At 66.0% G+C, this 19086-nt stretch carries 14 protein-coding genes; all 14 read right to left on the bottom strand.

The window, feature by feature from the left end:
• Positions 1–12: 12 nt before the first annotated feature.
• The gene (gene rpsS / locus HNR09_RS04070; protein WP_179540888.1) at positions 13–294 is read right to left on the bottom strand and encodes a 30S ribosomal protein S19; all 282 of its coding nucleotides are present in this window, start codon (positions 292–294) and stop codon (positions 13–15) included.
• A gap of 12 nt (positions 295–306) precedes the next feature.
• Positions 307–1143 (bottom strand): 50S ribosomal protein L2, encoded by an 837-nt coding sequence (gene rplB / locus HNR09_RS04075; protein WP_179540889.1) that lies wholly within the window; start codon positions 1141–1143, stop codon positions 307–309.
• A 35-nt stretch (positions 1144–1178) separates the two neighbouring features.
• A complete protein-coding gene (gene rplW / locus HNR09_RS04080) occupies positions 1179–1484 on the bottom strand; it encodes a 50S ribosomal protein L23 (RefSeq protein ID WP_179540890.1) in 306 nt (101 codons plus the stop codon).
• The gene (rplD, locus tag HNR09_RS04085) at positions 1481–2101 is read right to left on the bottom strand and encodes a 50S ribosomal protein L4 (protein ID WP_179540891.1); all 621 of its coding nucleotides are present in this window, start codon (positions 2099–2101) and stop codon (positions 1481–1483) included. Before rplD ends, rplW begins: the two co-directional genes overlap by 4 nt.
• A 5-nt stretch (positions 2102–2106) precedes the next feature.
• A complete protein-coding gene (gene rplC / locus HNR09_RS04090; RefSeq protein WP_179540892.1) occupies positions 2107–2769 on the bottom strand; it encodes a 50S ribosomal protein L3 in 663 nt (220 codons plus the stop codon).
• A gap of 23 nt (positions 2770–2792) precedes the next feature.
• Complete coding sequence (gene rpsJ / locus HNR09_RS04095; protein ID WP_022871716.1) at positions 2793–3101, bottom strand: 30S ribosomal protein S10; 309 nt, start codon at positions 3099–3101, stop codon at positions 2793–2795.
• A gap of 574 nt (positions 3102–3675) precedes the next feature.
• Positions 3676–4866, bottom strand: coding sequence for an elongation factor Tu (gene tuf / locus HNR09_RS04100; RefSeq protein ID WP_179540893.1), 1191 nt, complete (start codon positions 4864–4866; stop codon positions 3676–3678).
• Positions 4867–5131: 265 nt separating this feature from the next.
• Positions 5132–7246, bottom strand: a complete 2115-nt coding sequence (fusA, locus tag HNR09_RS04105) for an elongation factor G (RefSeq protein WP_179540894.1) — start codon at positions 7244–7246, stop codon at positions 5132–5134.
• Between the two features lie 179 nt (positions 7247–7425).
• Positions 7426–7896, bottom strand: a complete 471-nt coding sequence (gene rpsG, locus HNR09_RS04110; RefSeq protein WP_179540895.1) for a 30S ribosomal protein S7 — start codon at positions 7894–7896, stop codon at positions 7426–7428.
• Positions 7896–8270 (bottom strand): 30S ribosomal protein S12, encoded by a 375-nt coding sequence (gene rpsL, locus HNR09_RS04115; RefSeq protein WP_070161800.1) that lies wholly within the window; start codon positions 8268–8270, stop codon positions 7896–7898. Before rpsL ends, rpsG begins: the two co-directional genes overlap by 1 nt.
• A gap of 288 nt (positions 8271–8558) precedes the next feature.
• A complete protein-coding gene (locus HNR09_RS04120; RefSeq protein ID WP_179540896.1) occupies positions 8559–9665 on the bottom strand; it encodes an OmpA family protein in 1107 nt (368 codons plus the stop codon).
• 408 nt (positions 9666–10073) lie between these two features.
• Complete coding sequence (locus tag HNR09_RS04125) at positions 10074–11033, bottom strand: DUF4349 domain-containing protein (RefSeq protein WP_179540897.1); 960 nt, start codon at positions 11031–11033, stop codon at positions 10074–10076.
• Positions 11034–11243: 210 nt separating this feature from the next.
• On the bottom strand, positions 11244–15131 hold the full coding sequence (locus HNR09_RS04130; protein WP_179540898.1) for a DNA-directed RNA polymerase subunit beta': 3888 nt from the start codon (positions 15129–15131) through the stop codon (positions 11244–11246).
• Positions 15132–15224: 93 nt separating this feature from the next.
• Positions 15225–18728 carry a DNA-directed RNA polymerase subunit beta gene (gene rpoB / locus HNR09_RS04135; RefSeq protein ID WP_179540899.1) on the bottom strand — a complete coding sequence of 1168 codons (3504 nt, stop codon included), beginning with the start codon at positions 18726–18728 and terminating at the stop codon, positions 15225–15227.
• Positions 18729–19086: the final 358 nt, after the last annotated feature.

Here is a 19086-nt window from a genome sequence, read left to right on the forward strand (position 1 = left end):
CCGATGAGGGGATCAGCGACGCTTGCCCTTCTTGTCGTCCTTCACATGGCCGCGGTACGTGCGGGTCAGAGCAAATTCGCCGAGCTTGTGCCCGACCATCGACTCGGTGATGAAGACCGGAATGTGCTTGCGCCCGTCATGCACGGCGATCGTGTGACCGAGCATGTCCGGGATGATCATGGAACGGCGGGACCAGGTCTTGATGACGTTCTTGGTGCCCTTTTCGTTCTCAGCGACCACCTTCAGATACAGGTGCTGATCAACGAAGGGGCCCTTCTTCAAGCTGCGTGGCATGTCTCCAGGCTCCTATCGCTTGTTCTTGTTACGACGGCGACGCACGATGAGCTTGTCGCTCTCCTTGTTGGGACGACGTGTGCGACCCTCGGGCTTGCCGTTCGGGTTCACCGGGTGGCGACCGCCGGACGTCTTGCCCTCACCACCACCGTGCGGGTGGTCGACCGGGTTCATGACCACGCCGCGGACGGTCGGGCGGACGCCCTTCCACCGGTTGCGGCCGGCCTTGCCCCAGTTGATGTTGGACTGCTCGGCGTTGCCGACCTGTCCGACAGTCGCACGGCAGCGGACGTCGACGTTGCGCACCTCGCCGGAGGGCAGTCGCAGCTGGGCGTACCTGCCCTCTCGGGCGACCAGCTGGATGGTGGCGCCGGCGGAACGGCCGAGCTTGGCACCGCCGCCGGGACGCAGCTCCACAGCGTGGATCACGGTACCCAGGGGGATGTTGCGCAGCGGCAGGTTGTTGCCAGGCTTGATGTCCGCGTTCGGGCCGGACTCGATGGCGGCGCCCTGCTCCAGCTTGGCCGGAGCCAGGATGTAGCGCTTGGTGCCGTCGGCGAAGTGCAGGAGCGCGATGCGGGCAGTGCGGTTCGGGTCGTACTCGATGTGCGCGACCTTGGCCGGGACGCCGTCCTTGTCCGAACGACGGAAGTCGATCAGACGGTACTGACGCTTGTGACCTCCACCCTTGTGACGAGTGGTGATCTTGCCCGAGCTGTTGCGGCCGCCGGTCTTGGACAGCGGGCGCAGCAGGGACTTCTCCGGGGTGTCCCGGGTGATCTCTGCGAAGTCGGCCACCGACGAGCCACGCTGGCCCGGGGTGGTCGGCTTGAGGTTACGGATAGCCATGTTCTACTTCCTCGATTAAGTGGTCTCCGCCGGGCTCAGCCCTGCGGACCTCCGAAGATGTCAATGTTCCCCTCTTTGAGGGACACGATCGCGCGCTTGGTCGCGTTGCGCTGGCCCCAGCCGAAGCGCGTGCGCTTCCGCTTGCCGGCGCGGTTGATCGTGTTCACGGAGTCGACCTTCACCGAGAAGATCTTCTCCACGGCGTACTTGATCTCCGACTTGGTGGCCTTCACGTCGACGAGGAAGGTGTACTTCCCCTCATCGATCAGACCGTAGGACTTCTCCGAGACGACCGGTGCGATGACCACGTCCCGGGGGTCTTTCTCAGTCAGGACGCTCACTTGGACTCCTCCTTCTGGGCGCCCGCCTGCTGCGCGAGGAAGGCGTCGTAGCCGGCCTGGGTGAACACGACGTCATCGGAGACGACGACGTCGTAGGTGTTCAGCTGGTCCGAGTACAGCGTGTGGACCTGGGGCAGGTTGCGGGTCGACAGCGCCGCGACGTCGTCGCTGCGGTCGATCACGACCAGCCAGTTGCGGTTCTGACCGTCCAGGGCGGCCAGCGCCTCGCGGGCGGCCTTGGTGGACGGAGTCTCGGTGACCAGCGCGTCCACGACGTGGATCCGACCATTGCGCGCCCGGTTCGAGAGGACGCCGCGCAGTGCGGCGGCCTTCATCTTCTTCGGGGTGCGCTGCGCGTAGCTGCGCGGAGTCGGGCCGTGGACGATGCCGCCGCCGATCATGTGGGGAGCGATCATCGAGCCCTGACGGGCACGACCGGTCCCCTTCTGACGGAACGGCTTCGCGGTGGTGCCAGAGACTTCGGCGCGAGTCTTGACCTTGTGCGTGCCCTGACGGGCTGCGGCCTGCTGCGCGACGACGACCTGGTGGATCAACGAGACGTTGGTCTTGGCGTCGAAGACCTCGGCAGGGAGGTCGACGGAAACCTTGTTGGCCATGTGGATCATGCTCCCTTCACTGCCGTGCGGACCAGGACGACCTGGCCGCGGGCACCGGGCACGGCACCCTTGATGAGCAGCAGGTTCTTCTCGGCGTCCACCGCGTGGACGGTGAGGTTGTGCGTGGTGTGGCGCTCGTTGCCCATGCGACCGGCCATGCGCAGACCCTTGAAGACGCGGCCCGGAGTGGCGGCGCCACCGATGGAGCCCGGCTTGCGGTGGTTCTTGTGCGAGCCGTGGGACGCACCGACACCGGCGAAGCCGTGACGCTTCATGACGCCGGCAAAGCCCTTGCCCTTGGTCTTGCCGATGACGTCGACCTTCTGGCCGGCGTCGAAGGCCTCGACGGACAGGTCCTGGCCGAGCTCGTAAGACGAGGAGTCGGTGGTGCGGATCTCGACGAGGTGACGACGCGGTGTCACACCGGCCTTGGCGAAGTGACCCGCCAGCGGCTTGGTGACCTTGCGCGGGTCGATCTGGCCGTAGCCGATCTGCACTGCGTTGTATCCGTCGGTCTCGTCGGTGCGGACCTGCGTGATGACATTGGAGTCGGCCTGGACGACAGTGACCGGGATGAGGTTGTTGTCCTCGTCCCAGACCTGGGTCATGCCGAGCTTCGTGCCCAGCAGCCCCTTGACGTTCAGTTCGACGCGGGAAATATTGGTCATAGTTCTCTCAGCACCTCCCTGCTTCAGAGCTTGATCTCGATATTGACGTCTGCAGGCAGGTCGAGACGCATCAACGAGTCAACCGCCTTGGGAGTGGGGTCGACGATGTCGATGAGGCGCTTGTGGGTGCGCATCTCGAAGTGCTCGCGGCTGTCCTTGTACTTGTGGGGAGAACGGATCACGGCGTACACGTTCTTCTCCGTGGGCAGCGGCACCGGGCCCACCACCGTCGCACCTGCGCGCGTGACCGTGTCAACGATCTTCCGGGCTGAGGTGTCGATGACCTCGTGGTCATACGACTTCAGCCGGATGCGGATTTTCTGTCCCGCCATGGCGTCTGCCTCTTTCTGGTCAGTGCTTCTTCGTCTGGTCTTCTCGCAGTCCACCGCTGCGGCAGAGCATGACGCTCCCAGAAAAGGCATCGCCCGCTCCTGTCTCAGACAGGCTCCGGCGGCACTCCCCTTCTGCAGTTGTGGACTGCGCATCAGGCAAAGCCGTGATGCACATCCCGGTCAGGCCGAACCCGTCGAGGAGACGGGCTGCTCGGCCTGTCGGGCTCCGACCCCCGCGGTCGGGCGTGTCGCTTTGATGGGCGGAGAACTCCGCACACAGCAGTACACACCGCGTGGGTCGGGCTGGACTACGAACAGATTGACAGCTCGACGGCACCCTGGGGCGCCGGGACTCGGGCTCCTCCTCCAGGCATGATCTGCGGCACTGCCGCTTCGCTGGACCTTCGGAGGGCGCACTCGTCCGTGAGCAACTTGTCCATCCTGACAGAAAAACCCCCGACACGCAAAACGAGAGCCCCCGACGTCCCTGGGGACGTCGGGGGCTCTCGTGCTCCCTCAGCATGCCGCCCGGTCGAGACCGGGTGCAGACTGAGGATCAGCGGAGGTGATCAGCTCACTTCAGGATCTTGGTCACACGACCCGAACCCACGGTGCGGCCACCCTCACGGATGGCGAAGCCGAGGCCGTCCTCCATGGCGATGGGCTGGATCAGCTCGACGGACATCTCGGTGTTGTCACCGGGCATGACCATCTCGGTGCCCTCCGGCAGGGAGATCACACCGGTCACGTCAGTCGTACGGAAGTAAAACTGCGGACGGTAGTTGGTGTAGAAGGGGTTGTGGCGGCCGCCCTCATCCTTGGACAGGATGTAGACGTTCGCCTCGAAGTCGGTGTGCGGAGTGATCGAGCCGGGAGCAGCCACGACCTGGCCGCGCTCGACGTCGTCACGCTTCAGACCGCGGAGCAGCAGACCACAGTTCTCGCCGGCCCAGGCCTCGTCGAGCTGCTTGTGGAACATCTCGATTCCGGTGACCGTGGTCTTCTGCTTGTCACGGATGCCGACGATCTCGATCTCCGAGTTGATCTTCAGCGTGCCACGCTCGGCACGGCCGGTGACCACGGTGCCACGACCGGTGATGGTGAAGACGTCCTCGATGGGCATCAGGAACGGCTTGTCCTTGTCACGCTCCGGCTCCGGGATGAACTCGTCGACAGCCTCCATGAGCTCCTCGACGGTCTTGACCCACTCGGCGTCGCCCTCGAGGGCCTTCAGGCCGGAGGTGCGGATGACCGGTGCGTTGTCGCCGTCGAAGTCCTGGTCGGACAGCAGCTCGCGGACCTCCATCTCGACCAGGTCCAGGAGCTCCTCGTCCTCGACCATGTCAGCCTTGTTGAGGGCGACCAGCAGCGCGGGGACGCCGACCTGGCGGGCCAGGAGGACGTGCTCACGGGTCTGGGCCATCGGGCCGTCGGTGGCGGCGACCACGAGGATCGCGCCGTCCATCTGAGCGGCACCGGTGATCATGTTCTTCACGTAGTCGGCGTGACCGGGAGCGTCGACGTGCGCGTAGTGACGCTTCTCGGTCTGGTACTCGACGTGCGAGACGTTGATCGTGATGCCGCGCTCGCGCTCCTCCGGAGCGTTGTCGATCGAGGCGAAGTCACGCTGCTCGTTCAGGTCCGGGTACTTGTCACCAAGCACCTTGGAGATGGCGGCAGTCAGCGTGGTCTTGCCGTGGTCGACGTGACCGATGGTGCCGATGTTGAGGTGCGGCTTGGTCCGCTCGAACTTTGCCTTGGCCACAGGTTCCTCCTATAGAACTTGTTAAGGTCAGAAGACTTGCTATCAGCCGCACATGGAACGAGGCTGAAACTCTCGCAAGTCTACTGGGGCGCATCGTATTTGGTGAAATTCTCCGGATGCCTGACGGGCCGGGCTGGCCTGCTCCCGTGAGGCCGCTGCGACGGCGGGACGAATCCGGAGCTCGTCCCGCCCCCGGCCCGATCCCCCGGCGGCCTGGACGGCTGCCGGGTTCACGGGCGGTGAGCTTCACGAGCGAGGGGTCACCTCACTCGCCGCGGTTCTTCTCGATGATCTCCTCGGACACGGCCTTCGGCACCTCTGCGTAGGAGTCGAAGGACATGGTGAAGACGGCACGGCCCTGGGTGCGTGAGCGCAGCTCGCCGATGTAGCCGAACATCTCGGACAGCGGCACCAGTGCCTTGATGACCTTCACGCCGGCCGCGTCGTCCATGGACTGGATCTGACCGCGGCGGGAGTTCAGGTCGCCGATGACGTCGCCCATGTACTCCTCGGGAGTACGGACCTCGACGGCCATCATCGGCTCGAGCAGCACCGGGTTGGCGCGGCGTGCACCTTCCTTGAAGACCTGGGAGCCGGCGAGCTTGAACGCCATCTCCGAGGAGTCGACGTCGTGGTAGGCGCCGTCCACCAGCTCCGCCTTGACACCGACCATCGGGTAGCCGGCGAGGATGCCGAGGCCCATCGCGTCCTGGATGCCTGCATCCACGGACGGGATGTACTCGCGCGGGATGCGACCACCTGTGACCAGGTTGGCGAACTCGTAGAGCTCGCCCTCCGAGGTGTCCAGCGGCTCGAAGTTGACGAGCACCTTGGCGAACTGACCCGAACCACCAGTCTGCTTCTTGTGGGTGTAGTCGACCTTCTCCACACGCTTCTTGATGGTCTCGCGGTAAGCCACCTGGGGCTTGCCCACGTTGGCCTCGACCTTGAACTCGCGCTTCATACGGTCCACCAGGATGTCCAGGTGGAGCTCGCCCATTCCGCCGATCTCGGTCTGGCCGGTCTCATCGTTCTGGTTCACGGTGAAGGTCGGGTCCTCCGCGGCCAGCTTCTGGATGGCCGTGGAGAGCTTCTCCTGGTCACCCTTCGACTTCGGCTCGATGGCCACGGAGATCACCGGCTCCGGGAAGGTCATCGACTCGAGCACGATCTGATCGTTCGGGTCGCAGAGCGTGTCGCCGGTGGTGGTGTCCTTGAGCCCGATGACCGCGTAGATGTGCCCGGCCTGGATCTCCTCGACCGGGTTCTCCTTGTTCGCGTGCATCTGGAAGAGCTTGCCGATGCGCTCCTTCTTGCCCTTCGTGGAGTTCACGATCTGAGCGCCGGCGGCCAGCTTGCCCGAGTAGACGCGGATGAACGTGAGCTGCCCGAAGAACGGGTGCGCCGCGATCTTGAACGCCAGAGCGGAGAACGGCTCGTCCTTGCGCGGACGGCGCGTCAGGACCACGTCCTCGTTGTTCGGCTTGTGCCCCTCCATCGCCTCGACGTCTGCCGGAGTGGGCAGGTAGTCGATGACGGCGTCGAGCATGGGCTGCACACCGCGGTTCTTGAACGCGGAGCCGCAGAACACCGGGTAGGCGGCGCCGGCCACGGTGAGCTTGCGGATGCCTTCCTTGAGCTCGTCGATGGAGATCTCTTCACCGTCGAGATACTTGGTCATCAGCTCGTCGTCGGCCTCGGCGACCTGCTCGATGAGCTCGCTGCGGTACTGCTCAGCGCGCTCCTGGAGGTCCTCGGGGATCTCGTGGGTCTCGTACTCGGCACCCATGGTGACGTCACCCTTGGCATCGCCGGGCCAGACCAGAGCCTTCATCTGCAGCAGGTCGACGACGCCGACGAAGTCGCTCTCGGAGCCGATCGGCAGCTGCATCACCAGCGGAGTCGCGCCGAGGCGAGACTTGATGGTGTCGACGGTGAAGTAGAAGTCTGCGCCGAGCTTGTCCATCTTGTTGACGAAGCAGATGCGCGGCACGTTGTACTTGTCGGCCTGGCGCCAGACGGTCTCGGACTGCGGCTCGACGCCCTCCTTGCCGTCGAAGACGGCGACGGCGCCATCGAGCACACGCAGGGCACGCTCCACCTCGACGGTGAAGTCCACGTGGCCGGGGGTGTCGATGATGTTGATCTGGTTGTCGCCCCAGAAACAGGTCACCGCGGCGGAGGTGATCGTGATGCCGCGCTCTTTCTCCTGCTCCATCCAGTCCGTCGTGGACGCGCCGTCGTGAGTCTCACCGATCTTGTGGTTCATGCCGGTGTAGAACAGGATGCGTTCGGTCGTGGTGGTCTTACCGGCATCGATGTGCGCCATGATGCCGATGTTGCGGACCTTCTTCAGGTCAGTGAGCACGTCTTGTGCCACGGTGGATCCCCTTGTCCTCTCAGATCTCTCGATAAGCAGATCTCTCTCAAAAAGGCGGAGCCGTCAGCGGGGCTTCCGACTCCGATCAGCCTACGCGGGCCGCCCACGCCGGTGAAGCCTCGTCCCGCAGGACGACCTCATGACCGGACGCGGACGGGATACGTCGCGCAGGCAGGCGCTCACCAGCGGTAGTGGGCGAAGGCCTTGTTGGACTCTGCCATCTTGTGCGTGTCCTCACGGCGCTTCACTGCGGCACCGAGGCCGTTGGAGGCGTCGAGGATCTCGTTCATGAGACGCTCGGTCATCGTCTTCTCACGACGATCCTTGGCATAGCCGACCAGCCAGCGCAGCGCCAGCGCGGTGGCACGGCCCGGCTTGACCTCCACCGGCACCTGGTAGGTGGCGCCGCCGACGCGGCGGGAGCGGACCTCCAAGGCGGGACGGACGTTGTCCATGGCCTTCTTGAGGACGCCCACGGCATCCTCGCCGGACTTCTTGTTGACGCCCTCGAGAGCGCCGTAGACGATGCGCTCCGCGGTGGACTTCTTGCCGTCGACGAGCACCTTGTTGATCAGCTGGGTGACCAGCGGGGAGCCGTGGACGGGGTCCTGGACGAGAGGGCGCTTGGGAGCGGGACCCTTACGAGGCATTACTTCTTCTCCTTCTTCGCGCCGTAGCGGCTGCGGGCCTGGCCGCGGCCCTTGACACCCTGGGTGTCGAGGGCGCCGCGGACGATCTTGTAGCGGACACCGGGGAGGTCCTTCACACGACCGCCGCGCACGAGCACGATCGAGTGCTCCTGCAGGTTGTGCCCCTCACCAGGGATGTAGGCGGTGACCTCGACGCCGCCGTTCAGGCGCACACGGGCGACCTTCCGGAGTGCAGAGTTCGGCTTCTTCGGGGTCGTGGTGTACACACGGGTGCAGACACCGCGACGCATCGGGCTTCCCTGCAGGGCAGGGGTCTTGTTCTTGGCAACCTTGGGAGTGCGCCCCTTGCGCACCAGCTGCTGAATAGTAGGCACTATGCGTTCTCCATACGTGGTTTTGGGCTTGACGCTCCGCGGACTCACCGCAGACCGGTCGAGCTGAGGGATGCTGAAGATCCCGCGTACGATCGGTTCTGACACGATCCGCGGGAAAGGCCCCTGGGCGTGCAAATATGTGGCATTCGTTGCGCAACCTCCCCGCAACCCGGACCAAGTCCCTCTGCCACACAGAAACAATCAAGGCAACGATACCAGCTGCCGCACGAGGTGGCTAAACGGGGCAGCCGAGGAGGCTGCGCCCCGCCCGGCCGGCACCCCAGGCGATCAGCCCTCACCCACATCCTCTTCGCCTTCCTCGCCGACCTCGTGATCCACGTCGTCCTCGCCGCGATCCGCAGGCTCGACGGTGATCACCACGCGTCGGTTCTCCGCCCGGCCACCCTCGGTCCCATTGTCCGCCCGGGGCACGTCCTCGCCGAAGCCCTGCGCGGACATCAGGTCCGGATCCATACTGCCGTGATCGGCCAGCCAGTCCACCACCGACTCGGCCCGCAGCTCCGAGAGCCGCTGATTGTCCTCATGGTCGACGGTGGCGACGTCGTCGGTGTGCCCCTCCACACGGACCACGTAGTCGTCGTCGCGGTCTGCGATCTCCGAGGCGATGGCCTCCAGATCAGCCTCGGCGCCGGCGCGGACCTCATGGTCGTCCGGGTCGAAGAGCACATCACCCTCGGTGATGTAGGAGACCTGCTCCTCACCCTCGGTGCGCTCGGTGTGCTCGGCGTCATCGAGACGATAGGTCTCGAGCTTCTCGGTGGGGATCGAGACCGTGGGGATGCTCAGGGTCTCAGCGGTGACGGTCGGCAGCGTCATCGTCGGGGAGCTCCAGCCGTCGCCGGAGCTTCCCCAACGCGTCTCTGACCACTGGGTCTCGGCCCACTGGTGCTCCGACCACCGATGCTCCGACCACCGATAGGCGGCCCAGACGTGGTCCCCGGGCTCGAGGTCGTCCTCGTCGGCCTGGCAGACCTCATCGGCGACGACGCCCTCGATCTCGATCGCCGGCATCTCGACGGCCGGCTGCACGACCTCCTCCAGCACGGTGCCGTCGGGCAGCCGCACCTCAGGAAGCACGCGCTCCGGCAGCGTGACCGCGGGGACATAGGCAGCGGAGAGTTCGACCCGGGGCAGGCATGCGCCGGGAGCCGCGTGCGCCACGAGACAGCCGGCCTGCCCCACACGCTCCGGGATCAGCACGCCGGGGGCCCCGGGAATCTCGACCTCCTGACCGTCGACGTCGAGGGTCTGGGACGGCACCGGGTCATGTTCGACCTCCTCGACGACCACATCCTCGAGCATCGTGACCGTCCGCCCCTCCCCGGGCTCACAGCCTTCGATATCGATCGGGTCGCCCACCTCGGCGACCAGCAACTCCGCCTCCTCGGCGTCTCCCCCTCGCCGTCGACGCCGTCGTGGACGTCATCACCACCCGACTCCTCACCCCCACCCTCCTGCGGACGGGCCTCCGGCTCCCCCTCGATGCCCTGTCCAGCGGACCCTCCCACATCCTGCGCGGCGTCCTGCCGCCCGGCGGACCTCTCCTCCTGCTGCCCGGCCGACACGCAGCCGGTGAGCAGGGTCAGCGCCGCCAAGACGGCGAGGCCCCGCCCCACCACAACCCTCCTCTCCACGTCCCACATGATGCTCCGCTCCCTCTGCTCGACCGACGATCCGCAGGAATCCCTGATAGGATTCACGTTTGCAAATCATAGCACCGGAGTTGCTCCCGCAAAACCCCGGCGCTCGCGCACGTCATGACGAACTCTCCTGGCCAGACCCTCATCTCTCGTGCGATCCGCCGCTGTCACCCTCCCGCGCCTCATCCATGACCTCTTCCGGAACCTCCCCCGGAACCTCCTGAGCACGTGAGCGACGACGCCCGCGGCGCCGGCGCACCAACCAGCGCACGACCACTGCCACGATGATCAGCACCGGCAGCCAGGGAAGCATCGCCCCGGTGACCACCAGCACACCGTCGGCGGCGGCCACGAGGCCGGCCCAGCCCGACTGCAGCCCTCCGAGGAACCCCTCGGCGCGCACCACCGCAGCACGGCCGTCGAGAAACTCGAGCCGCAGGGTAGACATCTCCACCTGATCGCTGAGCCCTTGCCGCTGGGCGACCAGCGCCTCCAGCGAGGCCTGACGCTCGCTGAGGCTCGACTCCGCCTGGAGCAGGTCCTCACTGGTGGTAGCCTGCTCCATGATCTCCAGCAGTCGCTCCACCGAGGTCTCCAGCGCCTCGATACGGGCATCCAGGTCCCGGGCGGTGCCCGTGACGTCCTGGGCGCGCTCACTGAGGTCCTGCACATCTCCCAGCTCGGCGAGGTGCTCGAGGACCTGCCCCAGATGCTGGGCCGGGATCCGCAGGGTCAGCGTGGCACTGCCGAGGCGACCGTCGTCGTCGACCTGCTCCCGGCGAGACTCCACGTGCCCTCCGTGGCCTTCGACCTGGGCGATCACGTCGTCGACGGCCTCACGGACCTCGCGGACCTCCACCAGGGCAGAGGCGGTGGTGATGACCTCCCTATCCTCGACGTCGACATCAGCCGGGGGTCCATTCTCACCCGGCGCCGCCGGTGCGTCCTCCACGCCCGCCCGGTCCCCCGCCTCGTGGTCACCTGACTCGTGGTCGGCCATGCCGTGCTCATCACCGCCATCCGCGCAGCCCGCCAGCAGAAGTGCCGCCAGCATCGCTCCAGCGATCCAGCGCAGCCGCTGCACCCATGCCTCCATGGTCATCCCCTCCGGTCACCGCTCCAGATATTTGCTTTTGTGAAGCCATGATCGCAGGAAGGATCACCGAGGACAATCCCTGACGGCGATCTCCCTCCTCCCGGACCTGCTCTCGCAGGTCCGCCCGGGACGCACGAGAGCCCGGACCCCCATGGGATCCGGGCTCTCGTCTCACTGCTTCAGGCTCCAGGCGTCGGAACCGTCAGCCGCCGCAGGTCAGCGGAAGTCGACCTCGGTGTTGTAGTCATCCAGCGGGATGGCGTGGAACTCGCCCTCGCCCTCCGCACCGGCGTAGTCGAAGCTGGAGCCGTAGAGGCTCGGCCCGGTGAACAGGTTCGCCTTGGCCTCCTCCGTGGGCTCCACCGAGGACTGCGTGTAGCGGTCCAGACCGGTGCCGGCCGGGATGAGCTTACCGATGATCACGTTCTCCTTCAGGCCCAGCAGCGGGTCAGACTTGCCCTCCATCGCCGCCTGGGTCAGGACACGGGTGGTCTCCTGGAAGGATGCCGCCGACAGCCACGAGTCCGTGGCCAGCGACGCCTTCGTGATGCCCATCAGCTCGTCACGACCGGAGGCCGGCTGCTGACCCTCGGCGACGGCCTTCCGGTTCTCCCGCTGGAAGCGGAACCGGTCGGTCAGCTCGCCGGGCAGCAGCGCGGTGCCGCCGGACTCGATGACGGTGATGCGGCGCAGCATCTGCCGGACGATGACCTCCACGTGCTTGTCGTGGATGCCCACACCCTGTGACTGGTAGACGTCCTGCACCTCGGAGACCAGGAACTTCTGCGCAGCCCGCGGGCCGAGCACACGAAGCACCTGCTTGGGGTCCACCGCGCCGGCCACCAGCTGCTGGCCGACCTCGACACGTTCCCCGTCCTCCACCAGCAGACGCGCACGGCGCAGCACCGGATAGGCCTGCTCCTCCGTGCCGTCGTCCGGGGTCAGCACCAGACGCAGCTGCTTCTCGGCGTCCTCGATGCTGACCCGCCCGGCGGTCTCCGCGATCGGCGCGACACCCTTGGGGGTGCGGGCCTCGAAGAGTTCCTGGATTCGGGGCAGACCCTGGGTGATGTCATCTGCGGACGCGATACCGCCGGTGTGGAAGGTACGCATCGTCAGCTGCGTGCCAGGCTCACCGATCGACTGGGCCGCGATGATGCCCACGGCCTCACCGATGTCCACCGTCTTGCCGGTGGCCAGCGAGCGGCCGTAGCAGAGCGAGCAGGTGCCCACCGCCGACTCACAGGTCAGTACGGAGCGGACCTTGATCTCCGTGATGCCCGCCTCGAACAGCTTCCCGATGAGCACATCGCCGATGTCGGTGCCGGCCTCGGCCAGCACCGAGCCCTCGGTGTCCGCGACGTCGACTGCCAGAGTCCGTGCATAGGCGGAGTTCTCGACGGCCTCGTGCAGCCGCAGCTCCCCGTTCTCATCGGGCAGCGCGATCGGCACCGTGAGACCGCGCGAGGTGCCGCAGTCCTCCTCGCGGACGATGACGTCCTGCGACACGTCCACCAGACGACGGGTCAGGTAGCCCGAGTTCGCCGTCTTCAGCGCCGTGTCGGCCAGACCCTTGCGGGCACCGTGGGTCGCGATGAAGTACTCGAGGACCGAGAGGCCCTCGCGGTACGAGGACTTGATCGGACGCGGGATGATGTCACCACGCGGGTTGGTCACCAGACCACGGATGCCGGCGATCTGCCGGACCTGCAGCCAGTTGCCTCGAGCACCTGAGGTCACCATCCGGTTGATGTTGTTCAGCGAGTCCATGCCGCTCTTCATCGCGGCGGCGACCTCGTCGGTCGCCTTGGACCAGATCTCCACCAGCTCGGCGTGACGCTCGTCGTCACCGATCAGACCCATGTCATGCTGCGACTGGACCTTCGCGGCCTGATCCTCGTAGGCGTCCATGATGGACTGCTTGTCCATGTCGGAGGTGATGTCCGAGATGGCCACGGTGACGCCGGAACGCGTCGACCAGTAGAAGCCGGCGTCCTTGAGGTTGTCCAGGGTCCGCGCCGTGGTGACGGTCGGGTACCGCTCAGCGAGATCGTTGATCAGCGAAGAGAGCTGACCCTTGTCCGCCACAGTGTCCTGCCACGGGTAGTCCGCCGGGAGGAGCTCGTTGAAGAGCACCTTGCCCAGAGTGGTCCCGATGGTGGCCGGCTGGCCCTCCTCCCAGCCCTCAGGTGCGGGGACCTCGGCCGAGGGGACGAAGCCCTCCACCGTGATCTTCACCGGAGCGTTGAGATGCAGCTCCTTGAGGTCCAGTGCCATCTGCGCCTCGCCCAGGGACGCGAACGCCCGTCCGGCACCGGCCTCGTCCTCGCGGACGGTGGTCAGGTGGTGCAGGCCGATGATCATGTCCTGCGAGGGCAGGGCCACCGGACGACCGTCCGAAGGCTTCAGGATGTTGTTCGAGGACAGCATCAGGATGCGGGCCTCAGCCTGCGCCTCCGGGCTCAGCGGCAGGTGCACTGCCATCTGGTCACCGTCGAAGTCCGCGTTGAACGCGGCACAGACCAGCGGGTGCAGCTGCAGGGCCTTGCCCTCGACCAGCTGTGGCTCGAAGGCCTGGATGCCCAGACGGTGCAGCGTGGGAGCACGGTTCAGCAGCACGGGGTGCTCGGTGATGATCTCCTCAAGGACGTCCCACACCTGGGAGCGCTGGCGCTCCACCATCCGCTTCGCGGACTTGATGTTCTGGGCGTGGTTGAGGTCCACCAGGCGCTTCATCACGAACGGCTTGAACAGCTCCAGAGCCATCTGCTTGGGCAGACCGCACTCGTGCAGCTGCAGCTGCGGGCCCACCACGATGACCGAACGGCCCGAGTAGTCCACACGCTTGCCGAGCAGGTTCTGACGGAAACGGCCCTGCTTCCCCTTGAGCATGTCGGACAGCGACTTCAGCGGACGGTTGCCCGGCCCGGTGACCGGACGCCCGCGACGGCCGTTGTCGAACAGCGAGTCCACAGCCTCCTGGAGCATGCGCTTCTCGTTGTTGACGATGATCTCGGGGGCACCGAGATCCAGCAGACGCTTCAGGCGGTTGTTGCGGTTGATCACGCGACGGTACAGGTCGTTGAGGTCGGAGGTCGCGAAGCGGCCGCCGTCCAGCTGGACCATCGGGCGGATCTCCGGCGGGATCACGGGCACGGCGTCGAGCACCATGCCGCGCGGGGTGTTGCCGGTGCCCAGGAACGCGTTGAGGACCTTCAGACGCTTCAGGGCGCGGGTCTTCCGCTGTCCCTTGCCGGTGCTGATGGTCTCACGCAGCTTCTCGGCCTCGGCCTCCATGTCGAAGGTCTCCAGGCGACGCTGGATCGCCTCGGCCCCCATGAAGCCCTCGAAGTACTGGCCGTAGCGGGCACGCAGCTCGCGGAACAGCGCCTCATCGCCTTCGAGATCGGAGACCTTGAGGTTCTTGAAGCGGTCCCAGACCTTCTCGAGCTGCTCGATCTGAGCGTCGGCGCGCTTCCGGATCTGAGCCATCTGCTTGTCGGCGCCGTCGCGGGCCTTCTTCTTCTCAGCGGCCTTGGCACCCTCGCCCTCCAGACGCTCGAGGTCGTCCTCGAGGTCCTTCGCGACGGCGGCGATGTCGGAGTCGCGCTGATCGGCCAGGTGCTTGATCTCCTGGTCGTACTCGGCCTGCAGGTTAGGCAGGTCGTCATGACGGCGGTCGGCGTCCACGGTGGTGATCATGTAGGCCGCGAAGTAGATGACCTTCTCGAGGTCCTTCGGCGCCAGGTCCAGCAGGTAGCCCAGGCGGGACGGCACACCCTTGAAGTACCAGATGTGGGTCACCGGGGCGGCCAGCTGGATGTGGCCCATGCGGTCACGGCGGACCTTGGCACGGGTCACCTCGACGCCGCAGCGCTCACAGATGATCCCCTTGAAGCGCACGCGCTTGTACTTGCCGCAGTAGCACTCCCAGTCGCGGGAGGGACCGAAGATCTTCTCGCAGAAGAGCCCGTCCTTCTCCGGCTTCAGGGTTCGGTAATTGATGGTCTCCGGCTTCTTGACCTCACCGTGGGACCAGCTGCGGATGTCATCGCCGGTGGCCAGCGCGATGCGCATGGTGCCGAATGAGGATTCGTTGGACATAGTCCTGTATCTCTCTTTTCTCTCTCAAGATTCGTGACGAGATGACTGCTGCTGTCGCCGTCGGTCACCCGACGGCGACAGCGCGGATGAGGTTCAGACCTCTTCGACCGAGCTGGGCTCCGCACGGGAGAGGTCGATACCCAGCTCCTCGGCGGCGCTGAACCCGGATTCCTCCGCGTCACGCATCTCGATCGCGCTGCCGTCCGCGGAGAGGACCTCCACGTTGAGGCAGAGCGACTGCATCTCCTTGATCAGGACCTTGAACGACTCCGGAACGCCAGGCTCCGGGATGTTCTCGCCCTTGACGATGGCCTCGTAGACCTTCACTCGGCCGTGGATGTCATCGGACTTGATGGTCAGCAGCTCCTGCAGCGTGTAGGCCGAGCCGTACGCCTCCAGGGCCCAGACCTCCATCTCGCCGAACCGCTGACCGCCGAACTGCGCCTTACCACCCAGCGGCTGCTGGGTGATCATCGAGTACGGACCCGTCGAACGCGCGTGGATCTTGTCGTCGACCAGGTGGTGCAGCTTCAGGATGTACATGTAGCCGACCGAGATGCCGTCCGGGAACGGTTCACCGGAGCGACCGTCGAACAGCAGGGCCTTGCCATCGGAGCCGACCAGGCGCTCACCGTCGCGGGTGACGTTGGTGGAGGCGAGGATGCCGGTGAGCTCCTCGGCCTCGGCACCGTCGAACACCGGGGTCGCGACCTTGGTGGGGCCGGTCTCGCGGGGCAGGTTCGGCAGGTTCTTCAGCCAGTCCGGCTCGCCCTCGATCGTCCAGCCCTGCTTCGCCGCCCATCCCAGGTGCAGCTCCATGACCTGGCCGATGTTCATACGGCCGGGCACACCCATCGGGTTCAGCACGACGTCGACCGGGGTGCCGTCCGCCAGGAACGGCATGTCCTCGACCGGGAGGATCTTGGAGATCACACCCTTGTTGCCGTGGCGTCCGGCGAGCTTGTCGCCATCGGTGATCTTGCGCTTCTGGGCCACGTACACGCGCACCAGCTGGTTCACGCCCGGGGGCAGCTCGTCGCCGTCCTCGGCGTCGAAGATGCGGACCCCGATCACGGTGCCGGACTCTCCGTGAGGCACCTTCAGGGAGGTGTCACGGACCTCGCGGGACTTCTCGCCGAAGATGGCGCGCAGCAGGCGCTCCTCCGGAGTCAGCTCGGTCTCACCCTTCGGGGTGACGCGGCCGACCAGGATGTCCCCGGACTCGACCTCGGCACCGATGTGGATGATGCCGCGCTCGTCCAGCTGGGCGAGCATCTCGTCGGAGACGTTCGGAATGTCCCGGGTGATCTCCTCCGCGCCCAGCTTGGTGTCACGGGCGTCGACCTCGTGCTCCTCGATGTGGATCGAGGTGAGCACATCGTCCTGCACCATGCGCTGGGACAGAATGATCGCGTCCTCGAAGTTGTGACCCTCCCAGGACATGAAGGCGACCAGCAGGTTTTTGCCGAGCGCGATCTCGCCGAACTCGGTCGAGGGGCCGTCCGCGATGAGCGACTGACGCTCCACGCGATCACCTTCGGTGACCCGGACCCGCTGGTTGTAGGTGTTGCCCTGGTTCGAGCGCTCGAACTTCATGATCGGGTAGTGCGTGATGGAGCCGTCGTCGTTCATGACGGAGACCAGGTCCGCGGCCACCTTGGTGACCACGCCGGCCTGCTCGGCGGTGACCGAGTCTCCGGCGTCGATGGCGGCGTACTTCTCCATGCCGGTGCCGACCACGGGGGACTCGGACTCCAGCAGCGGCACAGCCTGACGCTGCATGTTCGCGCCCATGAGCGCACGGTTCGCGTCGTCGTGCTCGAGGAACGGGATCAGCGCCGTCGCCACCGACACCATCTGGCGCGGGGAGACGTCCATGTAGTCGATGTCCTCGGAGCCGACCAGCACGGGCTCACCGGCGCCGCCGCGCTGACGACAGAGGACATGCTCCTCAGCGAAGGAGCCGTCCTCGGTCAGCGGCGCGTTGGCCTGGGCGATCTGTGCGACCAGCTCGTCATCAGCGGTCAGGTAGTCGACCTCTGCGGTGACCTTGCCGTCGACGACCCTGCGGTACGGGGTCTCGATGAAGCCGAAGCTGTTGATCCGGCCATAGGTCGCCAGCGAGCCGATCAGACCGATGTTCGGACCTTCAGGGGTCTCGATCGGGCACATGCGGCCGTAGTGCGACGGGTGGACGTCTCGGACCTCCATGCCGGCGCGGTCACGGGACAGACCGCCCGGGCCCAGTGCGGAGAGACGACGCTTGTGCGTCAGTCCGGCCAGCGGGTTGTTCTGGTCCATGAACTGCGACAGCTGCGAGGTGCCGAAGAACTCCTTGATGGAGGCCACGACCGGACGGATGTTGATCAGCGTCTGCGGCGTGATGGCTTCGACGTCCTGAGTGGTCATCCGCTCACGGACCACACGCTCCATGCGGGACAGGCCGGTGCGGACCTGGTTCTCGATGAGCTCGCCCACGGCACGGATGCGGCGGTTGCCGAAGTGGTCGATGTCGTCGACCGTGACCGGCAGCGCGATCTCCTCACCGTCGCGCAGGCCCTTGATGGACTCCCGGCCCGCGTGCAGCGCACACAGGTAGTGGATCATCGCGACGATGTCCTCCTCGGTGAGGACCGAGGCGTCGGAGTCGGTGAAGTCCTTGTCCACACCCAGCTTGCGGTTGAGCTTGTACCGGCCCACCTTGGCGAGGTCATAGCGCTTCGGGGTGAAGTACAGGCCCTTCAGCAGCCCCTCGGCGGCCTCCACTGTCGGCGGCTCTCCCGGACGCAGCTTGCGGTAGATGTCCAGCAGGGCGTCGTCCTGGGTCTCGAACGCGTCCTTCTCCAGGGTGGCGCGGATGGAGTCGAAGTCGCCGAACTCCTCGATGATGCGGGACTCCGTCCAGCCCAGCGCCTTCAGCAGCGCGGTCACCGGCTGCTTGCGCTTGCGGTCCAGACGCACGCCGACCTGGTCGCGCTTGTCGATCTCCAGCTCGAACCAGGCACCGCGGGACGGGATGACCTTCGCGGTGTAGATGTCCTTGTCGCTGGTCTTGTCCGGCGTGCGCTCGAAGTAGGCGCCCGGGGAGCGGACCAGCTGCGAGACCACGACGCGCTCGGTCCCGTTGATGACGAAGGTGCCGCGATCGGTCATCAGCGGGAAGTCGCCCATGAACACCGTCTGCTGCTTGATCTCGCCGGTGTTGTGGTTCATGAACTCCGCCTTGACGTACAGCGGAGCCGCGTAGGTGGTGTCGCGCTCCTTGCACTCGGCGGTCGGCATCTTGGGGTCGGCGAACTCCGGCTCCGAGAAGCTCAGGGACATGGTGCCCTGGAAGTCCTCGATCGGTGACATCTCCTCGAAGATGTCAGCCAGCCCGGAGGTGTCGGAGACACCCTTGATGCCCTTCTGGCGGGCGTCCTCCACGCGAGCGGCCCAGCGCTCGTTGCCCACCAGGCGGTCGAAGGAATCGATCTGCAGAGCCAGCAGCTCCGGAACATCGAGAGGCTCGTGAATCTTTGCGAATGAGAGTCGGCCGGCGTATTCAGCGGTCCGGGCCGAGGCAGCGGTTTGAATTGAGGTGCTCGAGGCGACCAAGAGGGATCCTTCCACAGACCTTCGTAGCTTCCTTGGCACGCCTCCCCGTCCCCGCGGACGCGGACGGGTCTGTCCGATCCGACACCGAAGCAGACGTCAGACGGTTCAGTCGTGAAGAGGAGACGATGCAGATGCCCACCGCTATTTGAAGGCACGCGCATAGAGGGGAGGCGCAAAAGTACAGCATAAACGACGAGTGTGCAGACGCGCAACGCCGCATCGCGTCGCGGAGGTCACACACGCCAGCGATGATCAGTCAGGACGCCCGGCGCCGGACCGGCGGGGCTGATTCCGAGCGACGAGTCTAGCATCGGCATCGCCGTCCCGCATGATCCGCGCCACGCCACGGAGACTCAGG

It is taken from the genome of Nesterenkonia xinjiangensis (assembly GCF_013410745.1).
GTDB lineage: Bacteria > Actinomycetota > Actinomycetes > Actinomycetales > Micrococcaceae > Nesterenkonia > Nesterenkonia xinjiangensis.